Annotated in this window: 25 protein-coding genes; 10 read left to right on the top strand and 15 right to left on the bottom strand. The window is 63.4% G+C overall.

What is annotated here, in order from left to right:
• The first annotated feature begins 74 nt into the window (after nucleotides 1-74).
• From ABX298_RS16210 to ABX298_RS16185, 6 genes are all read left to right on the top strand, one after another.
• Entirely contained in the window at nucleotides 75-1106 is a 1032-nt protein-coding gene (locus ABX298_RS16210; protein ID WP_367393347.1) for an ABC transporter ATP-binding protein, read from the top strand.
• Nucleotide 1107: 1 nt separating this feature from the next.
• On the top strand, nucleotides 1108-2019 hold the full coding sequence (locus tag ABX298_RS16205) for an ABC transporter permease (protein WP_075043952.1): 912 nt from the start codon (nucleotides 1108-1110) through the stop codon (nucleotides 2017-2019).
• Nucleotides 2009-2815, top strand: coding sequence for an ABC transporter permease (locus ABX298_RS16200; protein ID WP_025337926.1), 807 nt, complete (start codon nucleotides 2009-2011; stop codon nucleotides 2813-2815). The genes ABX298_RS16205 and ABX298_RS16200 overlap by 11 nt, the downstream gene beginning before the upstream one ends.
• Before the next feature lie 17 nt (nucleotides 2816-2832).
• Nucleotides 2833-4257, top strand: a complete 1425-nt coding sequence (locus tag ABX298_RS16195; protein ID WP_075043951.1) for a gamma-aminobutyraldehyde dehydrogenase — start codon at nucleotides 2833-2835, stop codon at nucleotides 4255-4257.
• Between the two features lie 129 nt (nucleotides 4258-4386).
• The gene (locus ABX298_RS16190; RefSeq protein ID WP_075043950.1) at nucleotides 4387-4641 is read left to right on the top strand and encodes a type II toxin-antitoxin system HicA family toxin; all 255 of its coding nucleotides are present in this window, start codon (nucleotides 4387-4389) and stop codon (nucleotides 4639-4641) included.
• Nucleotides 4638-4970, top strand: coding sequence for a type II toxin-antitoxin system HicB family antitoxin (locus tag ABX298_RS16185; RefSeq protein ID WP_013971202.1), 333 nt, complete (start codon nucleotides 4638-4640; stop codon nucleotides 4968-4970). Before ABX298_RS16190 ends, ABX298_RS16185 begins: the two co-directional genes overlap by 4 nt.
• 164 nt (nucleotides 4971-5134) lie before the next feature.
• On the opposite strand, the gene ABX298_RS16180 is transcribed toward ABX298_RS16185, so the two are convergent.
• Nucleotides 5135-6241: an NADH:flavin oxidoreductase/NADH oxidase gene (locus tag ABX298_RS16180; RefSeq protein ID WP_075043949.1), complete on the bottom strand. Its 1107-nt coding sequence runs from the start codon at nucleotides 6239-6241 to the stop codon at nucleotides 5135-5137.
• 557 nt (nucleotides 6242-6798) lie between these two features.
• Between ABX298_RS16180 and ABX298_RS16175 the strand changes: the two genes are divergently transcribed.
• The gene (locus ABX298_RS16175) at nucleotides 6799-7062 is read left to right on the top strand and encodes a DUF3077 domain-containing protein (RefSeq protein ID WP_075043948.1); all 264 of its coding nucleotides are present in this window, start codon (nucleotides 6799-6801) and stop codon (nucleotides 7060-7062) included.
• Nucleotides 7063-7481: 419 nt separating this feature from the next.
• Here the strand turns inward: ABX298_RS16175 and recJ are convergent, their stop codons facing one another.
• Together recJ and ABX298_RS16165 are read right to left on the bottom strand one after the other, a co-directional pair.
• Nucleotides 7482-9191 (bottom strand): single-stranded-DNA-specific exonuclease RecJ, encoded by a 1710-nt coding sequence (recJ, locus tag ABX298_RS16170; protein ID WP_367393346.1) that lies wholly within the window; start codon nucleotides 9189-9191, stop codon nucleotides 7482-7484.
• Nucleotides 9192-9199: 8 nt separating this feature from the next.
• Nucleotides 9200-9742: a YaeQ family protein gene (locus ABX298_RS16165; protein WP_013971198.1), complete on the bottom strand. Its 543-nt coding sequence runs from the start codon at nucleotides 9740-9742 to the stop codon at nucleotides 9200-9202.
• A gap of 133 nt (nucleotides 9743-9875) precedes the next feature.
• On the opposite strand from ABX298_RS16165, the gene ABX298_RS16160 reads away from it, so the two are divergent.
• Nucleotides 9876-11075: a CaiB/BaiF CoA-transferase family protein gene (locus tag ABX298_RS16160; RefSeq protein WP_075043946.1), complete on the top strand. Its 1200-nt coding sequence runs from the start codon at nucleotides 9876-9878 to the stop codon at nucleotides 11073-11075.
• A gap of 20 nt (nucleotides 11076-11095) precedes the next feature.
• Entirely contained in the window at nucleotides 11096-11971 is an 876-nt protein-coding gene (locus ABX298_RS16155) for a TIGR02285 family protein (protein ID WP_367393345.1), read from the top strand.
• Between the two features lie 251 nt (nucleotides 11972-12222).
• Here ABX298_RS16155 and ABX298_RS16150 read toward each other — a convergent pair whose 3' ends face one another.
• From ABX298_RS16150 to ffh, 12 genes are all read right to left on the bottom strand, one after another.
• Nucleotides 12223-12504: a DUF3509 domain-containing protein gene (locus ABX298_RS16150; RefSeq protein ID WP_367393344.1), complete on the bottom strand. Its 282-nt coding sequence runs from the start codon at nucleotides 12502-12504 to the stop codon at nucleotides 12223-12225.
• Between the two features lie 79 nt (nucleotides 12505-12583).
• Nucleotides 12584-13003 carry a histidine kinase gene (locus ABX298_RS16145; protein ID WP_367393343.1) on the bottom strand — a complete coding sequence of 140 codons (420 nt, stop codon included), beginning with the start codon at nucleotides 13001-13003 and terminating at the stop codon, nucleotides 12584-12586.
• A 220-nt stretch (nucleotides 13004-13223) separates the two neighbouring features.
• Nucleotides 13224-14633: a threonine synthase gene (thrC, locus tag ABX298_RS16140; RefSeq protein ID WP_010952565.1), complete on the bottom strand. Its 1410-nt coding sequence runs from the start codon at nucleotides 14631-14633 to the stop codon at nucleotides 13224-13226.
• Between the two features lie 58 nt (nucleotides 14634-14691).
• Entirely contained in the window at nucleotides 14692-15996 is a 1305-nt protein-coding gene (locus tag ABX298_RS16135; protein WP_046616085.1) for a homoserine dehydrogenase, read from the bottom strand.
• An 83-nt stretch (nucleotides 15997-16079) separates the two neighbouring features.
• Complete coding sequence (locus tag ABX298_RS16130) at nucleotides 16080-16823, bottom strand: thioredoxin fold domain-containing protein (protein WP_025337916.1); 744 nt, start codon at nucleotides 16821-16823, stop codon at nucleotides 16080-16082.
• Between the two features lie 153 nt (nucleotides 16824-16976).
• Nucleotides 16977-17873, bottom strand: a complete 897-nt coding sequence (gene xerD / locus ABX298_RS16125; protein ID WP_025337915.1) for a site-specific tyrosine recombinase XerD — start codon at nucleotides 17871-17873, stop codon at nucleotides 16977-16979.
• Between the two features lie 170 nt (nucleotides 17874-18043).
• Nucleotides 18044-18451 (bottom strand): acyl-CoA thioesterase, encoded by a 408-nt coding sequence (locus ABX298_RS16120; RefSeq protein WP_025337914.1) that lies wholly within the window; start codon nucleotides 18449-18451, stop codon nucleotides 18044-18046.
• Nucleotides 18452-18545: 94 nt separating this feature from the next.
• On the bottom strand, nucleotides 18546-18896 hold the full coding sequence (gene rplS, locus ABX298_RS16115; RefSeq protein WP_003252148.1) for a 50S ribosomal protein L19: 351 nt from the start codon (nucleotides 18894-18896) through the stop codon (nucleotides 18546-18548).
• Between the two features lie 42 nt (nucleotides 18897-18938).
• Nucleotides 18939-19691 carry a tRNA (guanosine(37)-N1)-methyltransferase TrmD gene (trmD, locus tag ABX298_RS16110; RefSeq protein ID WP_003252146.1) on the bottom strand — a complete coding sequence of 251 codons (753 nt, stop codon included), beginning with the start codon at nucleotides 19689-19691 and terminating at the stop codon, nucleotides 18939-18941.
• 3 nt (nucleotides 19692-19694) lie between these two features.
• Entirely contained in the window at nucleotides 19695-20231 is a 537-nt protein-coding gene (gene rimM, locus ABX298_RS16105) for a ribosome maturation factor RimM (protein WP_025337913.1), read from the bottom strand.
• Nucleotides 20232-20236: 5 nt separating this feature from the next.
• Nucleotides 20237-20488 (bottom strand): 30S ribosomal protein S16, encoded by a 252-nt coding sequence (gene rpsP / locus ABX298_RS16100; protein ID WP_003259424.1) that lies wholly within the window; start codon nucleotides 20486-20488, stop codon nucleotides 20237-20239.
• A 259-nt stretch (nucleotides 20489-20747) separates the two neighbouring features.
• A complete protein-coding gene (gene ffh / locus ABX298_RS16095; protein ID WP_013971189.1) occupies nucleotides 20748-22124 on the bottom strand; it encodes a signal recognition particle protein in 1377 nt (458 codons plus the stop codon).
• Nucleotides 22125-22448: 324 nt separating this feature from the next.
• Between ffh and ABX298_RS16090 the strand changes: the two genes are divergently transcribed.
• Nucleotides 22449-23258 carry an inner membrane protein YpjD gene (locus ABX298_RS16090; RefSeq protein WP_025337912.1) on the top strand — a complete coding sequence of 270 codons (810 nt, stop codon included), beginning with the start codon at nucleotides 22449-22451 and terminating at the stop codon, nucleotides 23256-23258.
• Nucleotides 23259-23267 lie beyond the last annotated feature (9 nt).

Raw genomic sequence — 23267 nt, 5'->3', positions numbered from 1 at the left:
TGCTTTACCTGTGGGAGCGGGCATGCCCGCGAAGAGGCCAGCACAGGAGAAAGCCAGTTGTCCGGAGCCTATGCATGCCCCTAGCCGTCCAGTTCACCCAGGTTTCCCGCACCTTCGGCGAGGTCAAGGCCGTCGACCAGGTCAGCATCGACATCATCGATGGCGAATTCTTCTCCATGCTCGGCCCCTCTGGCTCGGGCAAGACCACCTGCCTGCGCCTGATCGCAGGCTTCGAGCAACCCACCAGCGGTTCGATCCGCATCCACGGTGTCGAGGCTGCGGGCGTACCGCCCTACCAGCGCGACGTCAACACCGTATTCCAGGACTACGCCCTGTTCCCGCACATGAACGTACTGGACAACATCGCCTACGGCCTGAAGGTAACAGGCGTGGCCAAGGCCGAACGCCACAGCCGTGCCGAAGAAGCCCTGGCGATGGTGGCCCTGGCCGGCTACGGCGCGCGCAAACCGGCGCAGTTGTCCGGGGGCCAGCGCCAGCGCGTGGCCCTGGCCCGCGCGCTGGTCAACCGGCCACGGGTACTGCTGCTGGACGAGCCGCTTGGCGCGCTGGACCTTAAGTTGCGCGAACAGATGCAGGGCGAGCTGAAAAAGCTGCAGCGCCAGCTGGGCATCACCTTCATCTTCGTCACCCACGACCAGACCGAGGCGCTGTCGATGTCCGATCGCGTCGCAGTGTTCAACCGCGGCCGTATCGAGCAGGTCGACACCCCGCGCAACCTGTACATGCAACCGGCAACCACCTTCGTCGCCGAATTTGTCGGCACCTCCAACGTTGTGCGCGGCGAACTGGCCACGTTGCTCAATGGCAGCCCGGCGCCCTTCTCCATCCGCCCCGAACACATCCGCCTCGGCGACCCGGCCACAGCCGGCCAGCACGTCCAGGTCAGCGGCCAGCTGCGCGATATCCAGTACCAGGGCAGTGCCACCCGCTACGAGCTGCAACTGGACAGCGGCCAGTTGCTGGCGGTGAGCCAGGCCAACGACCGCTGGCAGGCGCAGGCACAGGCCTGGCAACCCGGGCAACGGGTACAGGCGCACTGGCCCCGCGAAGCCATGACGGTGCTGCAGGAAACCGAGGGCCGCTGACATGAGCACACTGCGCGGCCTGTCCAACCTGCTGTACCGGCGCCCCAACCTGTACCTGGCCCTGCTGCTGGTCCCACCGCTGACCTGGTTCGGCGCTATCTACCTGGGCTCGCTGCTGAACCTGCTGTGGCAGGGCTTCTATACCTTCGACGACTTCACCATGGCGGTGACACCGGACCTGACCCTGGGCAATTTCGCCGCGCTGTTCAACCCGTCGAACTTCGACATCATCTTGCGCACCTTGGGCATGGCGCTGGCGGTGTCGCTGGCCAGCGCGGTGCTGGCCTTCCCCATCGCCTACTACATGGCGCGCTATACCAGCGGCAAGACCAAGGCTTTTTTCTATATCGCGGTGATGATGCCCATGTGGGCCAGCTACATCGTCAAGACCTACGCCTGGACCCTGCTGCTGGCCAAGGGCGGCGTGGCCCAATGGTTCGTCCAGCAGCTGCACCTGGATGCCCTGCTGCAAACGGTGCTGGCGGTACCGGGCGTGGGCGGCAGCACGCTGTCGACTTCGCACCTGGGGCGCTTCATGGTGTTCGTGTACATCTGGCTGCCGTTCATGATCCTGCCGATCCAGGCCTCGCTGGAACGCTTGCCGCCATCGCTGCTGCAAGCCTCGGCAGACCTCGGCGCCCGGCCCGGGCAAACCTTCGTGCAGGTGATACTGCCGCTGTCGATCCCGGGTATTGCCGCCGGCTCGATCTTCACCTTCTCGCTGACCCTGGGCGACTTCATCGTGCCGCAGCTGATCGGCCCACCCGGCTACTTCATCGGCAGCATGGTCTATGCCCAGCAAGGGGCGATCGGCAACATGCCGATGGCCGCCGCGTTCACCCTGGTGCCGATCGTGCTGATCGCGGTGTACCTGTCCATCGTCAAGCGACTGGGGGCCTTCGATGCACTCTGAAAAAGCCTCGACCGGGCTGCGCCTGGCGGCCTGGGGCGGGTTGCTGTTCCTGCACTTCCCGATCCTGATCATCTTCCTGTATGCCTTCAACACCGAAGACGCGGCATTCAGCTTCCCGCCCAAGGGCTTTACCCTGAAGTGGTTCGCCGTGGCCTTCGCCCGGCCCGATGTGCTGGAAGCGATCAAGCTGTCACTGCAAGTGGCCTGCCTGGCCACGCTGATCGCCCTGGTGCTCGGCACGCTGGCCTCGGCGGCGCTGTACCGGCGCAGCTTTTTCGGCAAGGAGAGCATTTCGCTTATGCTGATCCTGCCCATCGCCCTGCCCGGCATCATCACCGGTATCGCCCTGCTTTCGGCGTTCAAGACCTTGGGGATCGAGCCCGGGGTTTTCACCATCGTGGTCGGCCATGCCACGTTCTGCGTGGTGATCGTCTACAACAACGTGATCGCTCGCCTGCGGCGTACTTCGCAGAGCCTGATCGAAGCCTCGATGGACCTGGGCGCCGATGGCTGGCAGACCTTCCGCTACATCATCCTGCCCAACCTCGGCTCGGCGCTGCTGGCCGGTGGCATGCTGGCCTTTGCCCTGTCGTTCGACGAAATCATCGTCACCACCTTCACTGCCGGCCACGAACGCACCCTGCCGATCTGGCTGCTCAACCAGCTCAGCCGCCCGCGCGACGTGCCGGTGACCAACGTGGTCGCCATGCTGGTGATGCTGGTGACCATGCTGCCGATCCTTGGCGCCTATTACCTGACCCGTGGCGGTGAAAGCGTCGCGGGCAGTGGCAAATGACCCTGGAGGAGTCCCCGATGCAAACGCAGATGCTGATCAATGGCCAGCTGGTCGCTGGCGAAGGCCCGGCCTGGACCGTGCTCAACCCGGCGCTGGGCAGTGCCCTGGCGCAGATCAACGAAGCCAGCGAGGCCCAGGTGGACAGCGCCGTGCGCGCCGCCGACCAGGCCTTCGACAGCTGGTCGCAAACCAGCCCCAAGGAACGCTCGCAAGCCTTGCTGGCGCTGGCCGACGCTATCGAAGCCCATGGCGATGAACTGGCCCGACTGGAATCGCAGAACTGCGGCAAGCCGCTGAGCGCCGCGCTGAATGACGAGATCCCGGCAATTGCCGACGTGTTCCGCTACTTCGCCGGTGCGGCGCGCTGCCTGGGTGGCTCGGCAGCCGGCGAGTACCTGCCGGGGCATACTTCGATGATCCGCCGCGACCCGCTGGGCGTGGTGGCCTCGATCGCACCGTGGAACTACCCGTTGATGATGCTGGCGTGGAAGATCGCCCCGGCCCTGGCTGCCGGCAACACGGTGGTGATCAAGCCCTCCGAGCTGACCCCGCTGACCGCCCTGCGCCTCGGCGAACTGGCCCAGGACCTGCTGCCACCGGGTGTGCTGAACATCCTCTTCGGCCGTGGCCAGACGGTCGGCAACCCGCTGGTCAACCACCCCAAGGTGCGCATGGTGTCGCTGACCGGCTCGATCCCCACCGGCGCTCACATCATCAGCGCCACTGCCGACAGCGTGAAACGCATGCACATGGAACTGGGCGGCAAGGCCCCGGTGCTGGTGTTCGACGATGCCGACATCGATGCCGCCATCGACGGCATCCGTACCTTCGGCTTCTACAACGCCGGCCAGGACTGCACCGCCGCCTGTCGGCTGTACGTGCAGGATGGCATCTACGAGCGTTTCGTCGAACGCCTGGGGGCCGCAGTGGCCAGCCTAAAGCCAGGCCTGCAGGAAGCCGAGGACACCGAACTGGGGCCACTGATCAGTGCCCAGCACCGCGACAAGGTCGCAGGGCTGGTGCAACGGGCCATCGCCCAGCCGCACATTCGCCTGGTGACCGGTGGCAAGGCGATTGATGGCGACGGTTTCTTCTTCGAACCAACCGTGCTGGCCGATGCCCTGCAGGATGACGAAATCGTGCGCAACGAAGTGTTCGGCCCGGTAGTGTCGGTGACCCGCTTCAACGACGAAGCGCAGGCACTGGAATGGGCCAACGACTCCAACTACGGCCTGGCCTCATCGGTATGGACCCGCGACACCGGCCGCGCCCACCGCCTGGCGGCGCGCCTGCAGTATGGCTGCACGTGGGTGAACACCCACTTCATGCTGGTCAGCGAAATGCCCCACGGCGGGCAGAAGCATTCGGGGTATGGCAAGGACATGTCGATGTATGGGCTGGAGGACTACACCTGTGTGCGGCATGTGATGATCAAGCATTGAGCGGTCGTGTTGGATCGAGGGGCTTTGCATCCCCTCGGTCAACATCTCAGACGTTTCCTTCAAGGACGATCCCCTTCATCCTACTACTCATCCATTGAGCCCCTCTCATTGGTATCATAATCTGATACCATGAATAACCATCAGCAAGCCACACTTGAAGCAGTACTGAAAAAGCCGGTTCCCAGGACGCTGGAATGGGTGCGACTGGAGTCAATGTTGGTATCACTGGGTGCCCGGGTCATCGAAGGAAGAGGGTCACGGGTTCGCTTTGAACTCAATGGCGCTGTAGCAACCTTCCATCGCCCTCATCCGGACAGGCACGCCAAGCCCTATCAACTAAGAGACGCCCGCCAGTTCCTCGAGCAGGCAGGAGTAATACCATGAATGTCATGACCTACCGCGGCTACGCCGCTCGTATCGAATACAGCGACGAAGACCAGTTACTGATCGGCCATGTCGCAGGTATTCGCGATGTGATCGGCTTCCATGGCGAATCGATCAGTGAGCTGCGCCAGGCATTTGAAGACGCCGTGGACGATTATCTTGAGACTTGCCAACGCCTGGGCCGTGAGCCACAGAAAACCTACTCCGGCAAGCTCAGCCTGCGCCTGGAGCCTACCCTTCATGCCAGTGTGGCGGCCAAGGCAGAGTTGGCCGAGAAAAGTATCAACCAGTGGGTAAGCGATATTCTCAGCAAGGCTGCCTATAGCTGAATTGAGATGCCGACGCGGTCGTTGTAGGAGCGGCCTTGTGTCGCGAAAGGGCCGCAAAGCGGCCCCGGCAATATCAGCGGCGGAGCTGGAAACCTGGGGCCGCTTCGCAGCCCTTTCGCGACACAAGGCCGCTCCTACAACGACCGCGTAATGCTTGGGTCAGGTCAATCCCGCAGGTCCGACTCGTGAATCGGGTTGGCCCGACTGGTGGCACGCTGGTATTGCGCAGGCCAGGTAGCTTTGTTGCCGCCCAGGTCGTCGTCGGCATGCAGCGGCCAGTACGGGTCGCGCAGCAGTTCGCGGGCGAGGAAGATGATGTCGGCCTGGCCGGTGCGCAGAATGTGCTCGGCCTGGGCCGGTTCGGTGATCATGCCCACGGTGCCGGTGGCGATTTCCGATTCCTTGCGCACACGCTCGGCGAAGCGCGTCTGGTAGCCGGGGCCGGTGGGGATTTCGGCGTTGACCGAGGTGCCGCCGGAGGACACATCGATCAGGTCGACGCCCAAGCCACGCAGGCGGCGGGCCAGTTCGACGGTTTCATCCGGGTTCCAGCCGTCCTCGACCCAGTCGGTCGCCGATACCCGCACGAACAGCGGTAACTCGGCAGGCCAGACTTTGCGCACGGCCTCGACCACCTGCAGGGTCAGGCGGATGCGGTTTTCGAAGCAACTGCCGTACTCGTCGCGACGCTGGTTGCTCAGCGGCGACAGGAACTGGTGCAACAGGTAGCCGTGGGCGGCGTGGATCTCGACCACTTTGAAACCGGCCTTCAGGGCACGCTCGGTGGAGGCGACGAAGGCGGTGATCACCTGATCGATCTCATCCTTGTTCAATTCCCGCGGCGCGGTGTGCTGCGGGTCGAAGGCGATTTTCGACGGCCCTACCGGCTGCCAGCCGCCCTCTTCGAGCTTGACGCTGCCTTGCTTGCCCAGCCACGGGCGATAGGTGCTGGCCTTGCGCCCGGCGTGAGCCAGTTGGATACCGGGCACGCCCCCCTGGGCGGTGATGAAACGGGTGATGCGTTGCAGCGGGGCGATCTGAGCGTCGTCCCACAGGCCGAGGTCTTCAGCGGTGATGCGGCCATCGGCGGTCACCGCCACGGCTTCAGTGATTACCAGGCCAGCGCCACCCACGGCGCGGCTGCCTAAATGGACGAGGTGCCAATCGTTGGCCAGGCCATCGACGGCGGAATACTGGCACATCGGCGAAACGGCGATGCGGTTGGGCAGGGTCAGCTGACGCAGGGTGTAAGGCTCGAGCAGCAGGCTCATGAGGGCACCTCCCAAGGACTCCAATGGTGATCCGGCCCGGACACTCAATTGCACGTCCCTGGCCCAGGTCCGGTCATAACTTCAGACTAGACCAGAATGGTTGGGGGGGAGGTTCCATGGGATTTGGTAGAGGTTGAACGGCTCTGCGTTACCAGCGCCATGTCTGATCAGAGTTTCAGATATCCCTTACGGCCCAGATCTAGTGAAGCCTAGGCTGAGGAAATAACCTACAAGTCCTGTCGACTCGCGTCTGATTGTTACTGGAATCCTGACTCTCTAGCCTTTGCTGGTCGCTGGCATTCAGCGGCCGGGGGTGGAATCCCGATCAATTACCGAGTAGCTGTCGTCATGGCAGTTGTGCGCGGAAGGCCGCAAAGCCTACCGGGTTTACTCGTAGCCTGGATTCCACACCGCGTACAACTGCCACCCTTCGTGTGGAATCGGAGAGGCGGTCAATCAGCAACCATACGAGTGATTGATATGAAAATGACAGTCCCTGATCCCCCCTCATTTCTTCTCCTTCGACAAAGCGCTCAGAATGATCAGGAGAGGAATCAATGAAGACAGACGACACCCAATTCACCGTCGGCAAGACCACTTTCTTTCAGGGTGAGAACCAGACCCACCCATTATTTCGCATCGAAGCGGGCATTCCGTGCCGAGACGCCCGTGATCAGGCTTCGGAATTGATGGGCTATGTGCGGGAGTTGACCATCGTCGGGCTGATGGATGAGAAACCCATGATGATCTGGGCTGCGCACTATCTCAGTGCAATGGCCAAGGCGCTGATGGATGATGCCGAGTTAGGTATGGCGCGCTGAGTTTGATGTGATCATCGATCGCACATGGAGCACATTAGCCAGCCCGCCGCAGAGCCTTGTGGGCGGGTTTACCCGCGAAGAATGCGACTTGGTGCATGGCACCGGCTTCGCCGGTGTTCGCGGGTGAACCCGCTCCCACAGGTACAGCGCAAGCCTTGAGCCCGGTGCAGGCTCTGTGGGAGCGGGCATGCCCGCGAAGCAGGCGACTCAGTGGATGGCACCGGCTTCGCCGGTGATCGCCGGCAAGCCAGCTCCCACAGGTACAGCGCAAGTCTCAAGCCCGCCGCAGGCCCTGTGGGAGCGGGTTTACCCGCGAAGCAGGCGACGCGGTGGATGGCACCGGCTACGCCGGTGTTCGCGGGTGAACCCGCTCCCACAACGGGCCAGCGCCACGCCGTCAGCAGCGGCGGTATCTACCCTCAGCGCGGCTCCATGTGGGCAATCATCAACTGCACACTTTCATTGCCACGAAACTCGTTCACATCCAGCTTGTACGCCAACTCGACCCAACGCACCGTCGGGTTCGGCCACACTTCGCGGTCGATGCCAAAGGCAATGCCGTCCAGCCGCACCGAGCCGCACTCGCTCTTGAGCACCACCTTCAGGTGCCGCTCGCCCACCACGCGCTGCTCCACCAGCTGGAACACACCATGGAATAGCGGCTCGGGGAAGTGCTGCCCCCAGGGCCCGGCATGGCGCAGGGCCTTGGCCAGGTCGAGGTGGAACTCCTCCACCGCCAGGCTGCCGTCGGACAACAGCCGACCGGTCAGGTCCTCTTCGCGCAGCTGGCGTCGAACTTCTTCGTCGAACGCCTCGGCAAATGCCGGGAAATTGGCCTCAGGCAACGACAACCCCGCCGCCATCGCGTGGCCGCCGAACTTGCTGATCAACTGCGGGTGGCGCGCCGCCACGGCATCCAGCGCATCGCGAATATGGAACCCCGGCACCGAACGCGCCGACCCTTTGAGCATGCCCTCGCCAGCGTCGGCGAAAGCGATGGTCGGCCGGTGGTAACGCTCCTTCAGGCGCGAAGCCAGAATACCGATCACCCCCTGGTGCCAGTCGGCATCGAACAGGCACAGGCCATATGGCATCGACTCGACAGGCAGGTCCTTGAGCTGGGCCAGGGCCTCGCGCTGCATGCCCTGTTCGATCGACTTGCGGTCCTGGTTCAGGTCATCCAGCTGCTGGGCCATGTCCTGGGCCAGGGCCGCGTCTTCACACAGCAGGCATTCGATGCCCAGGCTCATGTCGTCCAGGCGCCCGGCAGCGTTCAGCCGCGGGCCCAGGATGAAGCCAAGGTCGGTCGAGGTGATACGCCGGTGATCGCGCCGGGCCACTTCAAGAATGGCCTTGAGCCCCGGCCGGGCGCGGCCGGCGCGAATGCGCTCGAGGCCCTGGTGCACCAGGATGCGGTTGTTGGCATCCAATGGCACCACGTCGGCGACGCTGCCCAGGGCAACCAGGTCGAGCAATTCGCCGATGTTCGGCTGCGGCTGCGTTTCGTAGCGCCCCAGGCTGCGCAGGCGCGCACGCAGGGCCATCAGCACGTAGAAGATCACCCCTACCCCGGCCAGCGCCTTGCTCGGGAAACTGCAGCCCGGCTGGTTGGGGTTGATGATGGCGTCGGCGTCGGGCAACTCCGCGCCCGGCAGGTGGTGGTCGGTGACCAGCACCTTGAGCCCGGCGGCCTTGGCGGCTGCCACACCGTCGACGCTGGAAATGCCGTTATCCACGGTGATCAGCAGCTGCGGCTGGCGTTGCAGCGCCACCTCGACGATTTCCGGGGTCAGGCCGTAACCGTATTCGAAGCGGTTGGGCACGAGGTAGTCGACGTGGACCGCGCCCAGCAGGCGCAGGCCCAGCACGCCGACAGTACTGGCAGTGGCGCCGTCGGCATCGAAGTCGCCGACGATGAGGATGCGCTGGCGCTGGTCGATAGCCTCGACCAGCAGGTCCACGCCGGCCTCGATGCCCTTGAGCTGCTGGTACGGCAGCAGGCGCGCGAGGCTTTTGTCCAGCTCGGCCTCGCTCTGCACGCCGCGCGCGGCGTAAAGGCGGGTCAGCAAGGGTGGCAGGTTACCCAGGAATGGCAGGGTCGGCGGCAGCGGGCGAGGTTCGATACGCATGGGGTGCTTCAGCCGCGCTCACCAAGCAGCCACTCCAGCTGCACTTCGTGCTGGCCACGGTCGTCGGTGACGAACAAGGTGCCTTCACTGATCATCACGTCCCACTTGATGGTGCGGGGCATGTCGGTGGCGAGGGTTTCCAACACCTCCTGCGGCACCGCGGCAATGCTCAGGTTCTTCAGGCCCTTGACCGCGTCCACCACCTTGTTCTGCCATACGCGCAGGCTGCCGTAGGCCAGCAGGCTGGTACGCTCGGTGCGGCGCGAGCACCAGGTCAGTCGGTCGGCGTCCGGCTGGCCCACTTCGATCCAGTGCAGGATGCGATCGTCCAGGCTCTTTTCCCAAAGCGCCGCTTCGTCCACATCGGACAGGCCACGGCCGAACGACAGGTTCTCGTTGTACCACAGGGCGTAGGCCAGCAGGCGCACGGCCATGCGCTCTTCGGTCTCCGAAGGGTGGCGGGCGATGGTCTGACGGACGTTTTCGTACACGCCGCGGTCGAGGTCGGTCAGGTTCAGTTCGAATTTGTAGGTGGTGGACGGCTGGGCCATGGTCGACGGGCTTCTTGCGCAGAGAAAAAGTGACACAGTCTAACCGATACTGCCCTTCGTTGCCCCGCAGCAGTATCTGCCGCTTCGGACCTATGATAAAACCACGCATCTGCCCAGCTGCCACGGATGCCCCATGACTACGCCCAGCAAACCCCTCGCCGGTCTCAAAGTTGTCGAACTCGGCACCCTTATCGCTGGCCCGTTCGCCTCGCGCATCTGTGCCGAATTCGGCGCCGAGGTGGTCAAGGTCGAATCGCCCGATGGCGGCGACCCGTTGCGCAAATGGCGCAAGCTGTACGAGGGCACCTCGCTGTGGTGGTTCGTGCAGGCTCGCAACAAGCAGTCGCTCACCCTCAACCTCAAGCACCCAGAGGGCCGCGAGATTCTCAAGCGCCTGCTGGCCGAGGCCGACATCCTGATCGAGAACTTCCGCCCGGGCGTGCTGGAAAAACTCGGCCTGGGCTGGGACGTGCTGCACGCGCTCAACCCGCGCCTGGTAATGGTGCGCCTGTCGGGCTTCGGCCAGACCGGGCCGATGAAGGACCAGCCGGGCTTCGGCGCCGTGGGCGAGTCGATGGGCGGCCTGCGCTACATCACCGGCTTCGACGACCGCCCACCGGTGCGCACGGGCATTTCCATCGGTGACTCGATTGCTGCCCTGTGGGGGGTGATCGGCGCACTGATGGCGCTGCGACACCGTGAAGTCAACGGCGGCCAGGGCCAGGTGGTGGACGTGGCCCTGTACGAAGCGATCTTCGCCATGATGGAAAGCATGGTCCCGGAGTTCGATGTGTTCGGCTTTGTCCGCGAACGCACCGGCAACATCATGCCCGGCATCACGCCCTCCTCCATTCACACCAGCGCCGACGGCAAGCATGTGCAGATCGGCGCCAACGGCGATGCGATCTTCAAACGCTTCATGCAGGCCATTGGCCGCACCGACCTGGCCGACGACCCGACCCTGGCCACCAACGATGGCCGCGACCTGCGCCGTGACGAGCTGTACGGGGTAATCGACCGCTGGGCCAACAGCCTGCCGCTGGAGCAACTGATACAGGTGCTGAACACCGCCGAAGTGCCGGCCAGCCGCATCTATTCGGCCGAGGACATGTTCAACGACCCGCAGTACCTGGCACGCGAAATGTTCCTGCAGGCCAAGCTGCCGGACGGCAAGCCATTCCGCATGCCGGGCATCGTGCCCAAGCTGTCGGACACCCCCGGCTCCACCGAGTGGGTAGGCCCGGCGCTGGGCGAACACACCGAGGCACTGCTCGGCAACCTGGGCTACGACGCGGCGGCCATCGCCAGCCTGCGCGCAGCAGGCACGGTCTGACCCTGGCGCGGCCCTGGTCCATGCGCGCTGCCCGTTGCCTACGTCACCTGGTCCTGCTGTGGGGGCTGCTGCCCGCATTGCTGTTGCAGCCTGCCAGTGCCAAGGAGCGCCTCTTCTGGCTGGTGCGCGACCTGCCGCCGTTCACCATTCTGGAAGGGCCGGAGAAAGGCCAAGGGGTGATCGACCAGCTGTTGCCCCTGCTGATCAGGCAGATGCCCGAGTACGACCACAGCATCGTGCGGGTCAACCGCGCCCGCGGCATCCAGATGCTGCAGGACCCGAATAGCTTCACCTGCGACCCTACCCTGCTGTGGACGCCGGAGCGCGCCGAATATGTGCGGTTTTCCGTGCCCTCCCTGGGCGTGCTCAGTGGCGGCCTGGTGCTGCGCAAGGACAGCGAGGCGATGGTGGTGCCTTACCTCGACGGCCAGGAGGTAGACCTGCATGCTCTGCTGAGCAAGACCCCGCTGAAGCTGGGGGTTGTCGCCGAGCGCAGCTATGGCACGCAGATCGACGCCATCCTGCGCCAGTTGCCCGACACCGCGTTCAGCCGCCACTACGGCAACGACGCCACCGCCAACCTGCTACAGATGCAACAGCTCGGGCGCCTGCGCATGGTGCTCGGCTACTGGCCCGAAGTGCGCTACCTGGTGGAGCAGCAAGGCGGGGCACTGGCTGACTACCGGTTTCATCCTGTGCAAGGGGTCAACCGCTACCAGTTTCTGCATGTAGGTTGTTCGAACAGCGAGCTGGGGCGTGAAGCGATTGCGCACATCGACCAACTGCTGCCTGCCTTGCGCCGGGATGTGTTGCCGGGGTTGTATGCACGCTGGCTGGACCCGGCGTTGCAGGAAGATTACCTGGAAGAGAGCAAGCGTTTCTTCGAAGGCCACTGATTGCCTGCACCGGCCCTATCGCCGGCAAGCCAGCTCCCACCTCGACCGCATCAACCTCAAGCCATGTGCAGTAACTGTGGGAGCTGGCTTGCCGGCGATAGGGCCGGTGCAGGCAACTCAAAAAGAAACCCCGGGCGCTGGGGAAACACGCCCGGGGCCAAGCGAAAGCCCTTGGGGGCTTCCCGTGACAGCCTTGCCAGCGCCGGAGCAAAGCACTGGCCCGGCTGCCCTTACAGTGTCTGATATGCCACTCAGGCAAAGGTTCCATGGGGTTGCTGGCGCTGCTGCAATGCCGCGATAACACAGGGCTGCAAACGCCCTTCGGCGATCTGCAGGTCGCGGTGCAGGCCATCCACCAGGTCGATCAACAGGCTTTGTTCCTGCAACTGGCGCTCGCTGACCGTGCGCTGCAGGGTGATGCCGGTGAGGCGGTCGTGAATGGTCAATTGGCGATTACCCTGGGCATCGGCGATGCCGAGGTGGGTCTGATAGGGGGTCAGGGCTTCGTTGAGCAGTCTGCAGATTCTTTCCATCCGGATCACTCGCTGCGTGGTGGGATATAGAGGAACTGACCAACAGACGCAGCGGAAAGTTCGTTACACCGCGGCTGCTTCAGTGAGCATGCGGGGCGGACGTGACAGTTTGAATACGCCGCCATGGGCGCACCTGCAGTGCTTGCAGGGCACGCTGCAGGCTTGGCATCGACAGCGGCCAGGGCAGTTCGGCGAGCACCCACAGGCCCCGGTTTCTGGCCTCTTGGGCAAGGTTGTGGCGCTTGGGGATAGCCTGGCCGACGAACAGCAAAGCGCGGGTTCGGTGCTGCTGTTCGAGCAAGGCAAGGCCGGCCCGGGTAGGCATGGCGTGGTCAAGGATCAACAGATCGGGGCGGTGATCGGCGTTCAGGCAGGCGTCGAGGTCTGCGCTGGTTTCGCTGATGCGCACATGGAACATGCCTTGGGCATTGAGGGCCTGGTGCAGGAGGATCTGATGGGATGGGCGAGCCTGGTGGATCAACACGTAGGGCTGGTACATGAGCCGCTCCTGATGGGAGGACCGGCTAATTTAGGCTTTGCGCTGGGCGGCCTGAATAGGATGTTTCTGATGGAGCAGTGGGAAGATTCGGAGAATTAGGGCTGCTCCGCAGCCCATCGCCGGCAAGCCAGCTCCCACAGGGATTGCACATGACCTTGGGCCTATGCGGTCGGGGTGGGAGCTGGCTTGCCGGCGATGGGCCGCAGTGCGGCCCCGATGTTTACAGCGGCTTGCCGCGGTTGCCATGCTGGCTGACAAAGCCCTGCACAGCCTTCAGGTCATTGGCCAGCACCGTGCAACGCTCTTCACGGCTGAACAGGTCGCTGAGGTGCGCCGGCAGCTCCAGCGCCTTGCCAACACCGGCCTTCTCCACCGCTTCCGGGAACTTGACCGGGTGCGCGGTACCCAGCACCACCATAGGCGTGTCCAGGCTACGGCGGCACTCGCGGGCGGCCTTGACGCCGATTGCGGTGTGCGGGTCGAGCACTTCGCCGGTAGCGGCGAACACTTCGGCGATGGTTTCGCAGGTCTGCTCGTCACTCACTGCCAGCGAGTCGAACAGCTTGCGCGCTTCGGTCCAGCGGTCTTGCTCGACACTGAAGCCGCCACCTTGCTTGAAGTTGGCCATCAGTTCGGCAATGGCGCCGCCGTTGCGGCCGTGCAGGTCGAACAGCAGGCGCTCGAAGTTGGACGAGACCATGATGTCCATCGACGGCGACAGGGTCGCGTGCAGGGTTTCCTTGACGTACTGGTTGCCGCTCATGAAGCGGTGCAGGATGTCGTTGCGGTTGGTGGCGACGATCAGCTGGCTGACCGGCAGCCCCATGTTACGTGCCAGGTAACCGGCGAAGATGTCACCGAAGTTGCCGGTCGGCACCGAGAACGCCACGGAACGCGCCGGGCCACCCAGCTGCAGGGCCGCGTGGAAGTAGTAGACGATCTGGGCCATGATCCGCGCCCAGTTGATCGAGTTGACCGCAACCAGGCGGGTGCCCTTGAGGAACGACTGGTCGGCGAAGCTGGCCTTGACCATTTCCTGGCAGTCGTCGAAGTTGCCTTCGATGGCGATGTTGTGGATGTTGTCGCCGAAGATGGTGGTCATCTGCCGGCGCTGCACTTCCGACACGCGCTGGTGCGGGTGCAGGATGAAGATGTCGACGTTGTCGCAACGGCGGCAACCTTCGATGGCGGCGGAACCGGTGTCACCGCTGGTAGCGCCAATGATCACCACGCGCTCGTTGCGCTTGGCCAGCACGTGGTCCAGCAGGCGGCCGAGCAGTTGCAGGGCGAAGTCCTTGAACGCCAGGGTCGGGCCGTGGAACAGCTCCAGCACCCACTCGTTGCTGTTCAGCTGACGCAGCGGGGCAACCGCGGCGTGGGCGAACTCGCCGTAGGTTTCTTCGAGGATCTTCTTGAAGTCGGCGTCGGCGATGCTGCCTTCGACGAACGGGCGCATCACCCGGAAGGCAAGTTCGTGGTACGGCAGGCCGGCCCACGAGGCGATTTCTTCCTGGGTGAAGCGTGGCAGGTTTTCCGGGACGTATAGGCCGCCGTCGCTGGCCAGGCCAGCCAGCAGGACGTCTTCGAAATTGAGGGCCGGAGCCTGGCCGCGGGTACTGATATAGCGCATGGGTGCAAACCTTCGATGCTGGGGCCGGGGCCGCACTGGCGGCCCGCCGGCACTATTGTTAGTTGAGCTGCTCGACGCGAATGCGCACGACCTTGCCGACCACGTCCTGCAGGGCTTCCAGGGCGACGATGGCGTCGTTGATACGCTGCTCGACCACGCGATGGGTCAGCAGGATCATCGGCACCAGGCCGTCCTGTTCCTCGGCTTCCTTCTGCATGATCGACTCGATGTTGATGCCACGCTCCGAGAGGATGCTGGCCACCTGGGCCAGTACGCCCGGGTGATCCTTGGCCTGGATGCGCAGGTAGTAGGCGCTTTCACAGGCCTCGATCGGCAGGATCGGGTGGGCCGACAGCGAATCCGGCTGGAAGGCCAGGTGCGGCACGCGGTTTTCCGGGTCGGAGGTCATGGCACGGACCACATCGACCAGATCGCCGACCACCGACGAAGCGGTAGGCTCCATGCCGGCACCGGCGCCGTAGTACAGGGTGGAACCGGCGGCGTCGCCGTTGACCATGACGGCGTTCATCACGCCGTTGACGTTGGCGATCAGGCGGTCGGCCGGGATCAGCGTCGGGTGTACGCGCAGCTCGATACCTTCGGCAGTGCGGCGGGCCACACCCAGGTGCTTGATGCGGTAGCCCAGGGCCTCGGCATAATTCACGTCAGCAGTGGTCAGCTGGGTGATGCCTTCGGTGTAGGCCTTGTCGAATTGCAGCGGGATGCCGAAAGCGATCGAGGCCAGGATGGTCAGCTTGTGCGCGGCATCGATGCCTTCAACGTCGAAGGTCGGGTCGGCTTCGGCGTAACCCAGCGCCTGGGCTTCGGCCAGCACATCCGGGAAGGCACGGCCCTTCTCACGCATTTCGGTGAGGATGAAGTTGCCGGTGCCGTTGATGATGCCGGCCAGCCAGTTGATGTGGTTGGCCGACAGGCCTTCGCGGATGGCCTTGATCACCGGGATGCCACCGGCCACGGCCGCTTCGAAGGCGACGATCACGCCTTTCTCGCGGGCCTTGGCGAAGATTTCATTGCCGTGCACGGCAATCAGCGCCTTGTTGGCGGTGACCACGTGCTTGCCGTTTTCGATGGCCTTGAGCACCAGTTCGCGGGCCACGGTGTAGCCACCGATCAGCTCGATGACAATGTCGATCTCCGGGTTGCTCGCAACTTCGAACACATCAGCGGTAATGGGGGTACCGGTAATCTGGCAGTTCGGGTTCTGCGAGCGCATGGCAATCTGTGCCACTTCAATACCGCGCCCGGCACGGCGGGCGATCTCCTCGGCGTTGCGCTGAAGTACATTGAAGGTTCCGCCACCGACGGTCCCCAACCCACAGATGCCTACTTTGACCGGTTTCACTGTGAACTCCCCATTGAACGGCCGACACCTATGCCGACCGTGAAACATGCCGTCACCCCATGACGACGGCGTACTGAATTGGATTACTTGGCCAGTGCCAGCTTGGCGACCTGCGGTGCCGGCTGGTAGCCCGGAATGACCTGGCCGCTTTCAAGGACGATCGCCGGCGTGCCGTTGACGCCGATCGACTGGCCCAGCTGGAACTGCTTGCTGACCGGGTTGGCGCACTTGGCGGCCTTGATTTCCTCACCCTCGACCATCTTGTCCATCGCCGCACGGCGGTCGCTTGAACACCAGACGGCCTGCAACTGCTGGTCACCCGGCGAACCGAGACCCTGACGCGGGAAGGCGACATAGCGCACTTCGATACCGCGGCGATTGAGTTCGGGCACCTCGGCGTGCAGCTTGTGGCAGTACGGGCAGGTGGTGTCGGTGAACACGGTGATGTGCGACTTGGTCTCGCCCTTGGCAGGATAAACCACCATCTCGGCGGCTGGAATGCCGTTGATGAGCTTGGCAATGCCCAGGCGCTCGGTCTTCTCGGTGAGGTTGACCGGCTTGCCGTCCTGGATCTGGAACAGGTAGCCCTGCATCACGAACTGGCCGTCGCCGCTGGCATACAGCACGCGGCCGCCCTGCAGCTTGACTTCATACAGGCCACTGACCGGGCTGCTGGCCACGCTTTCGACGGGCACTTCCAGCTCGAGGTTCTGCAACGACTTACGGATGGCCTGCTCGGCAGTGGCATTGCTGTCGGTTGCCGCAGCAACGGCAAAGGTACTGGCCAGCGCCAACGCGGCGGCGGCGAAAAACTGGGTCACGCGCATGGGAACTCCTGAAGGCGGACAGGGGCCGGAGGGCGCCACCTGCGGAAAATACGCGGTGACCGTGCGGCCCTTGGTGCAAACCGCCCAAGCCTACCACATCACACCGCCGGTGAAGGGCCTTGCAAGGACCGGTCGGCGGAACATGAAAAACATTCATCCACGCGGGTGGTGCTGGGCGTGCAATTGCTGCAGGCGGGCCTTGGCGACATGGGTGTAGATCTGCGTGGTCGACAGATCACTGTGGCCCAGCAGCATCTGTACCACGCGCAGGTCGGCGCCATGGTTGAGCAGATGAGTAGCGAAGGCATGGCGCAGGGTGTGCGGCGACAGCGGTTTGTCGATGCCGGCGACCCGGGCATGGTGCTTGATGCGATGCCAGAAGGTCTGGCGGGTCATCTGCTCGCCACGCTGGCTGGGGAACAAGACATCGCTGGGGCGGCCATTCAGCAGTTCGGCGCGGCCATCGCGCAGGTAGCGTTGCAGCCACACCACCGCCTCTTCGCCCATGGGCACCAGGCGCTCCTTGCTGCCCTTGCCCATCACCCGCAGCACGCCCTGGCGCAGGTTGACCTGGTCGAGGGCCAGGCTGACCAGTTCGGTGACCCGCAGGCCGCAGGCGTAAAGCACTTCGAGCATGGCGCGGTCACGCTGGCCGATGGCTTCGCCCAGGTCCGGGGCCTGCAGCAAGGCTTCGACGTCGGCTTCGGACAACGACTTGGGCAGTGGCTTGCCCAGTTGCGGCATGTCGACTTGCAGGGTCGGGTCGATGGCCACCAGCTTTTCCCGCAGCAGGTAGCGGAAGAAGCCGCGCAGGCCGGACAGGAAGCGTGCCGTGGAGCGCGGCTTGTAGCCCTGGTCGAGGCGCCAGGCCAGGTGGTCGAGAATCAGGTCGCGGCCGGCGTCGGGCAAGCTGACGCTGTGCTCCTGCAGCCAGCCGTTGAACAGAGCCAGGTCGCTGCGGTAGGACATGCGGGTGTTGTCGGACAGGCCCTTTTCAAGCCACAGGGCGTCGAGGAACTGGTCGATCAGGGGGTGGTCTAGGGCGGGCATTCGGGGCTGCTGGGTGTTGGAGATGGCTTAGTGTTTCACAGCAGCATAATTGTTGTCTGTACTGGCCTCTTCGCGGCTAAAGCCGCTCCCACAGGAATATCACCGCCCTCGAGGTATGTGCGACCCCTGTGGGAGCGGCTTTAGCCGCGAAAGGGCCAGTGCAGGAGAACTCAGGCCTGGGGCAAAACCGGCACCGGCCGCTTGTCCTCGTCGATGGCGACGAAGCTGAACACCCCGTGAATCGCTCGCTCGCGCCCATCCAGGTACATGTTCTCGACGAACACATCCACCTGCACCTGCAAGCTGGTATTACCCACCTTGATGACCGACCCCACCAACTCGACGATCGAGCCCGCCGGGATCGGGTGCTTGAAGTCGATACGGTCAGTGGACACGGTCACCAGCGGCAGGCGGCAGAAGCGCGTGGCGGCGATGAACGACACTTCGTCCATCCAGGCCAGGGCGGTGCCGCCGAACAGGGTGTTGTGGTGGTTGGTGGTGTTGGGGAACACCGCCTTGGTCACGCGGGTCACCGACAGCTCGGTGCGGCGCAGGATTTCCTGGTCTCGGGTAGTCATGGCAATCACATCTTCGGGGGTTCAAAACGCAAAAAAGCAGCCCGAAGGCTGCTTTTTTCTCGCTAGGCGGCCTTGGCCACCGGGCAAACTGCACTCAGGACAGTTTTTCCTTGATGCGAGCGGCTTTGCCGGACAGGTCGCGCAGGTAGTACAGCTTGGCTTTACGCACGTCACCACGACGTTTCACGGCCAGGCTGTCGATTTGCGGGCTGTAGGTCTGGAAGGTACGCTCTACGCCAACGCCGCTGGAGATCTTGCGCACGGTGAAGGCGCTGTTCAGACCGCGGTTACGCTTGGCGATAACGACGCCTTCGAACGCCTGCAGACGGGAACGCTCACCTTCCTTCACTTTAACCTGAACGACAACGGTGTCGCCTGGTGCGAAGGTCGGGATTTCCTTGCTCATCTGCTCGGCTTCGAGCTGCTGGATGATCTTGTTGGTCATGCTGTGCTCCTAAGATGGATACGTGATCCACCATCGATACGTTTAACTATCGTCCCGCTCGCGGAGATATTCCTCGAGCAGCTTCTTCTCTTCTCCAGAAAGCGAGCGACTTTCCAGAAGATCGGCGCGTCGTTCGAAGGTCCTACCAAGGGACTGCTTCATTCTCCAACGCCGGATGTGTGCATGGTTGCCACTTAGCAACACGTCGGGAACACGCTGATCCGCATACACCTCAGGCCGGGTGTAGTGCGGGCAATCGAGCAGACCGTCGGTGAAGGAATCTTCTTCCGCCGAATCCACATGCCCTAAAGCTCCGGGCAGCAGCCGTGTAACCGCATCGATCAGTACCATGGCCGGCAGCTCGCCACCGGAAAGCACATAGTCGCCAATCGACCACTCCTCATCGACATGAGCCTCGATAAAGCGCTCGTCGATGCCTTCATAACGACCGGCGATCAGGATCAACGATTCCTGTTCGGCCAGGCCCTTGACCGCCTGCTGAGTCAGCTTGCGGCCTTGTGGCGAAAGGTAGATCACCTTCGCCGCTGCTCCGGTCGCTTGCCTGGCGCTAACCAGGGCGTCTTCCAGAGGCTTGATTTTCATCACCATGCCCGGACCACCGCCAAACGGCCGATCATCCACCGTGTGGTGACGATCTGTGGTGTAGTCCCGCGGGTTCCAGCAAGTCACCTGAAGCAACCCCTGTTTCACCGCGCGGCTGGTAATGCCGTACTCCGTGATGGCCGAGAACATCTCGGGGAACAACGTGATGACGTCTACGCGAAGGTTACCCATCGTTTAGAAGTCCGCGTCCCATTCAACCCGCATCACGCCTGCTTCCAGGTCGATGTCGAGCACGCATTGCGCCGTATAGGGCAACAGACGCTCGCGATCATCCAGGCTGCCTGCGCAGGGCTTGACCACCATTACATCGTTCGCACCGGTCTCCAACAGGTGATCGACCTTGCCGAACAGTTGTTCGTCCTGGTTGATGACCTTCAGGCCCACCAACTGGTACCAGTAGTACTCGTCAGCAGCCAGGTTGGGCAAAAGGCTCCGCGGAATGCAGATTTCGTAACCGCTCAGAAGACGGGCTTCATCACGATCATCGAGGCCTTTCAGTTTCACGACCAGGCCCTTCTGGGAGCCACGACCGTTGACCAGCTCGACCTGCTTTACCTTGCCTTCGTGCCGAAGCGTCCAGCGCGGATAATCCAACAGGTTTTCAATCGGATCGGTAAAGGAATACACCTTCACCTCGCCGCGAACGCCGTGAACCGAAAAAATCTTGCCAACGACGATGAGGTCGTCAGCCTTTTCTGGCGTCGCGTTCATACTACTCAGGCAGCAGCCTTGGCAGCGTCCTTCAGCAGCTGAGCAACGCGCTCAGACGGCTGTGCACCCTGGCTCAGCCAGTAGTTGACGCGCTCTTGGTTGACCGACAGCTTGACTTCGGCGCCAGCAGCGATCGGGTTGAAGAAACCTACGCGCTCAACGAAACGGCCGTCACGGGCGTTACGCGAGTTGGTCACGGTCAGGTGGTAGAATGGGCGCTTTTTCGAGCCGCCACGGGCCAGACGAATGGTTACCATGTGAACATCGTTCCTATAGTCGGTGCTGCAGTTGATACAGCAGCTGGTACTGCAAATCTGAATGCCAAATAGGCACACGGGTGCCCAAAAGGCCGCATATTCTCGGGGAATACACGGACATTTGCAAATGACTTTTTCGGCAAGGCCCTGCCCTGCCGTCCAGATCTGCCGGTTGAGCCGCGAAATCCGCGACCATTGCCCCGCCACAGCGGGGGTTCTGGGCGCCTGCCGGACAAACGGCAGGCCCCCGGAATAGGGGTTACAGCTTCGGCATGCCGCCGCCCGGCAGCATCCCGCCAAGGCCGCGCATCATCTTGGCCATGCCGCCCTTGGCGGAGAATTTCTTCATCATCTTCTGCATTTGCTTGTGCTGCTTGATCAGGCGGCCGACGTCCTGCACCTGGGTGCCGGAACCGATGGCGATACGGCGCTTGCGCGAGCCGCTGATCAGCTCCGGATCACGGCGCTCGGCCGGGGTCATGGAGTTGATGATCGCTTCCATCTGCTTGAACTGCTTCTCGGCGGCGCCCTGGGCGTTGCCCATCTGCGACAGGTTGACCCCGCCGATGCTCGGCAGCTTGTCCATCAGGCCACCGAGGCCGCCCATGTTCTTCATCTGCTGCAGCTGGTCGCGGAAGTCTTCGAGGTCGAAGCCCTTGCCCTTCTTCAGCTTCTTGGCCAGCTTGTCGGCCTTGGCCTTGTCGATGTTCTGCTCGGCCTGCTCGATCAGGCTGAGCACGTCACCCATGCCGAGGATGCGCGAGGCGACGCGGTCGGGGTGGAACGGTTCGAGGGCTTCGGTCTTCTCGCCCATACCGATGAACTTGATCGGCTTGCCGGTGATGGCACGCACCGACAGCGCGGCACCGCCACGGGCGTCACCGTCGACCTTGGTCAGCACCACGCCGGTCAGCGGCAGCGCCTCGCCAAAGGCCTTGGCGGTGTTGGCGGCGTCCTGACCGGTCATGGCGTCGACCACGAACAGGGTCTCGATCGGCTTGACCGCGGCATGCAGCGCCTTGATCTCGTCCATCATGTCGGCGTCGATGTGCAGACGGCCGGCGGTGTCGACGATGACCACGTCGATGAACTTCAGCTTGGCTTCGCGGATGGCCGCTTCGGCGATGGCCACCGGCTTCTGGCTGATGTCGGACGGGAAGAAGGTGACGCCGATGTCGTTGGCCAGGGTTTCCAGCTGCTTGATCGCTGCCGGGCGGTAGACGTCGGCGGACACCACCATCACGCTCTTTTTCTTGCGCTCCTTGAGGAAGCGCGCCAGCTTGCCGGCGGTGGTGGTCTTACCGGCACCCTGCAGGCCGGCCATCAGCACCACGGCGGGCGGGGCGGCGTTCAGCGCGAGGTCTTCGTTGGCCGCGCCCATCAGGCTTTCCAGTTCGGCCTGGACGATCTTCACGAACGCCTGGCCCGGGGTCAGGCTGCGCGATACTTCGGTGCCGACTGCACGGTCCTTGACGCTGTTGACGAAATCCTTGACCACCGGCAGGGCAACGTCGGCCTCGAGCAGGGCCATGCGCACTTCGCGCAGCGTGTCCTTGATGTTGTCTTCGGTCAGCTTGGCCTTGCCGGTGACATGGCGCAGCGTCTGTGACAGGCGGTCGGTCAGGTTTTCGAACATGGTGATCCTTTCAGGCCCAGTAAAAGCCGAGGTTTGTCAGGCGCCCAGGGGGGAATGCATACCCGCCGGGCACAGCAAGGCGGCGATTATAGCGAAGTGCGGCGGCGGCGCACACCTTGCTGGCGGCCTGGTAGATATTCGGTGGCTGTGCCGGCCTCTTCGCGGGTGAACCCGCTCCCACAGGGTCTGCACCACATTCGAAACCGGCGCCGTACCTGTGGGAGCGGGTTCACCCGCGAATGCCGCACCGCGGTCTGCCAGTCTTCCTAGACCAGCGCGATCTATGCCAAACTCCGTCTCTTTAAGGCTCGCCAACCAGGACTTATGTTCTCCTCACCCAGCCTCATCCCCAACCTGATCGCCGCCGGCCTATATATAGCTGCGGCAATCTACCAGGGCTCTTACCTTGCCCAGAACCGCAAGGCCGACAAGCGCCTGCTTGCCCTGCTGGGTGCCTTCGCGGTACTCGCCCAGGCCGGTGCGCTGTTCTTCCAGCTGATCACCCCGCTGGGCCTGAGCCTGGACTTCTTCAGTGCCGCCAGCCTGATCGCCGTGGCGGTCATCGCCCTGACTCTGCTGGCCTGCTTGCGCATACCCGTGGAAAACCTGCTGGTGCTGCTGTTCCCGCTGGGCGCGGTGACCGCGCTGCTGGCCCAGTTCGCGCCCCCCGGCACGGTGCCGCTGGTCAACGAAGAGCCGGGCATCCTCGCGCATATCCTGCTGTCGATCCTGGCCTACGGGCTGTTCACCATCGCGGTGTTCCAGGCACTGCTGTTGCTGCTGCAGGACCGCCAGCTGAAGAACAAGCACCCGTCCGGGCTGATCCGCAACTTCCCGCCGCTGCAAACCATGGAAAGCCTGCTGTTCGGCTTCCTCTGGGCCGGCTGGTGCCTGCTGTCGCTGTCGCTGATCTCCGGCTGGCTGTTCCTCGACAACCTGTTCGCCCAGCACCTGGCACACAAGACCCTGCTGGCCTGTGTCGCCTGGGTGGTGTTCAGCGTGCTGCTGTGGGGCCGCACCCGCCTGGGCTGGCGTGGCCACAAGGCCATCCGCTGGACGCTGGCCGGTTTCTGCCTGCTGATGCTGGCCTATTTCGGCAGCAAGCTGGTTCGCGAATTCATCCTGCATATCTGACGGCCGCCC

Source organism: Pseudomonas sp. X4 (genome assembly GCF_040784925.1).
GTDB lineage: Bacteria > Pseudomonadota > Gammaproteobacteria > Pseudomonadales > Pseudomonadaceae > Aquipseudomonas > Aquipseudomonas putida_Z.
The sequence above is the reverse complement of the archived record's forward strand: the minus strand, read 5'-3'. Positions and strand labels throughout refer to the sequence as shown.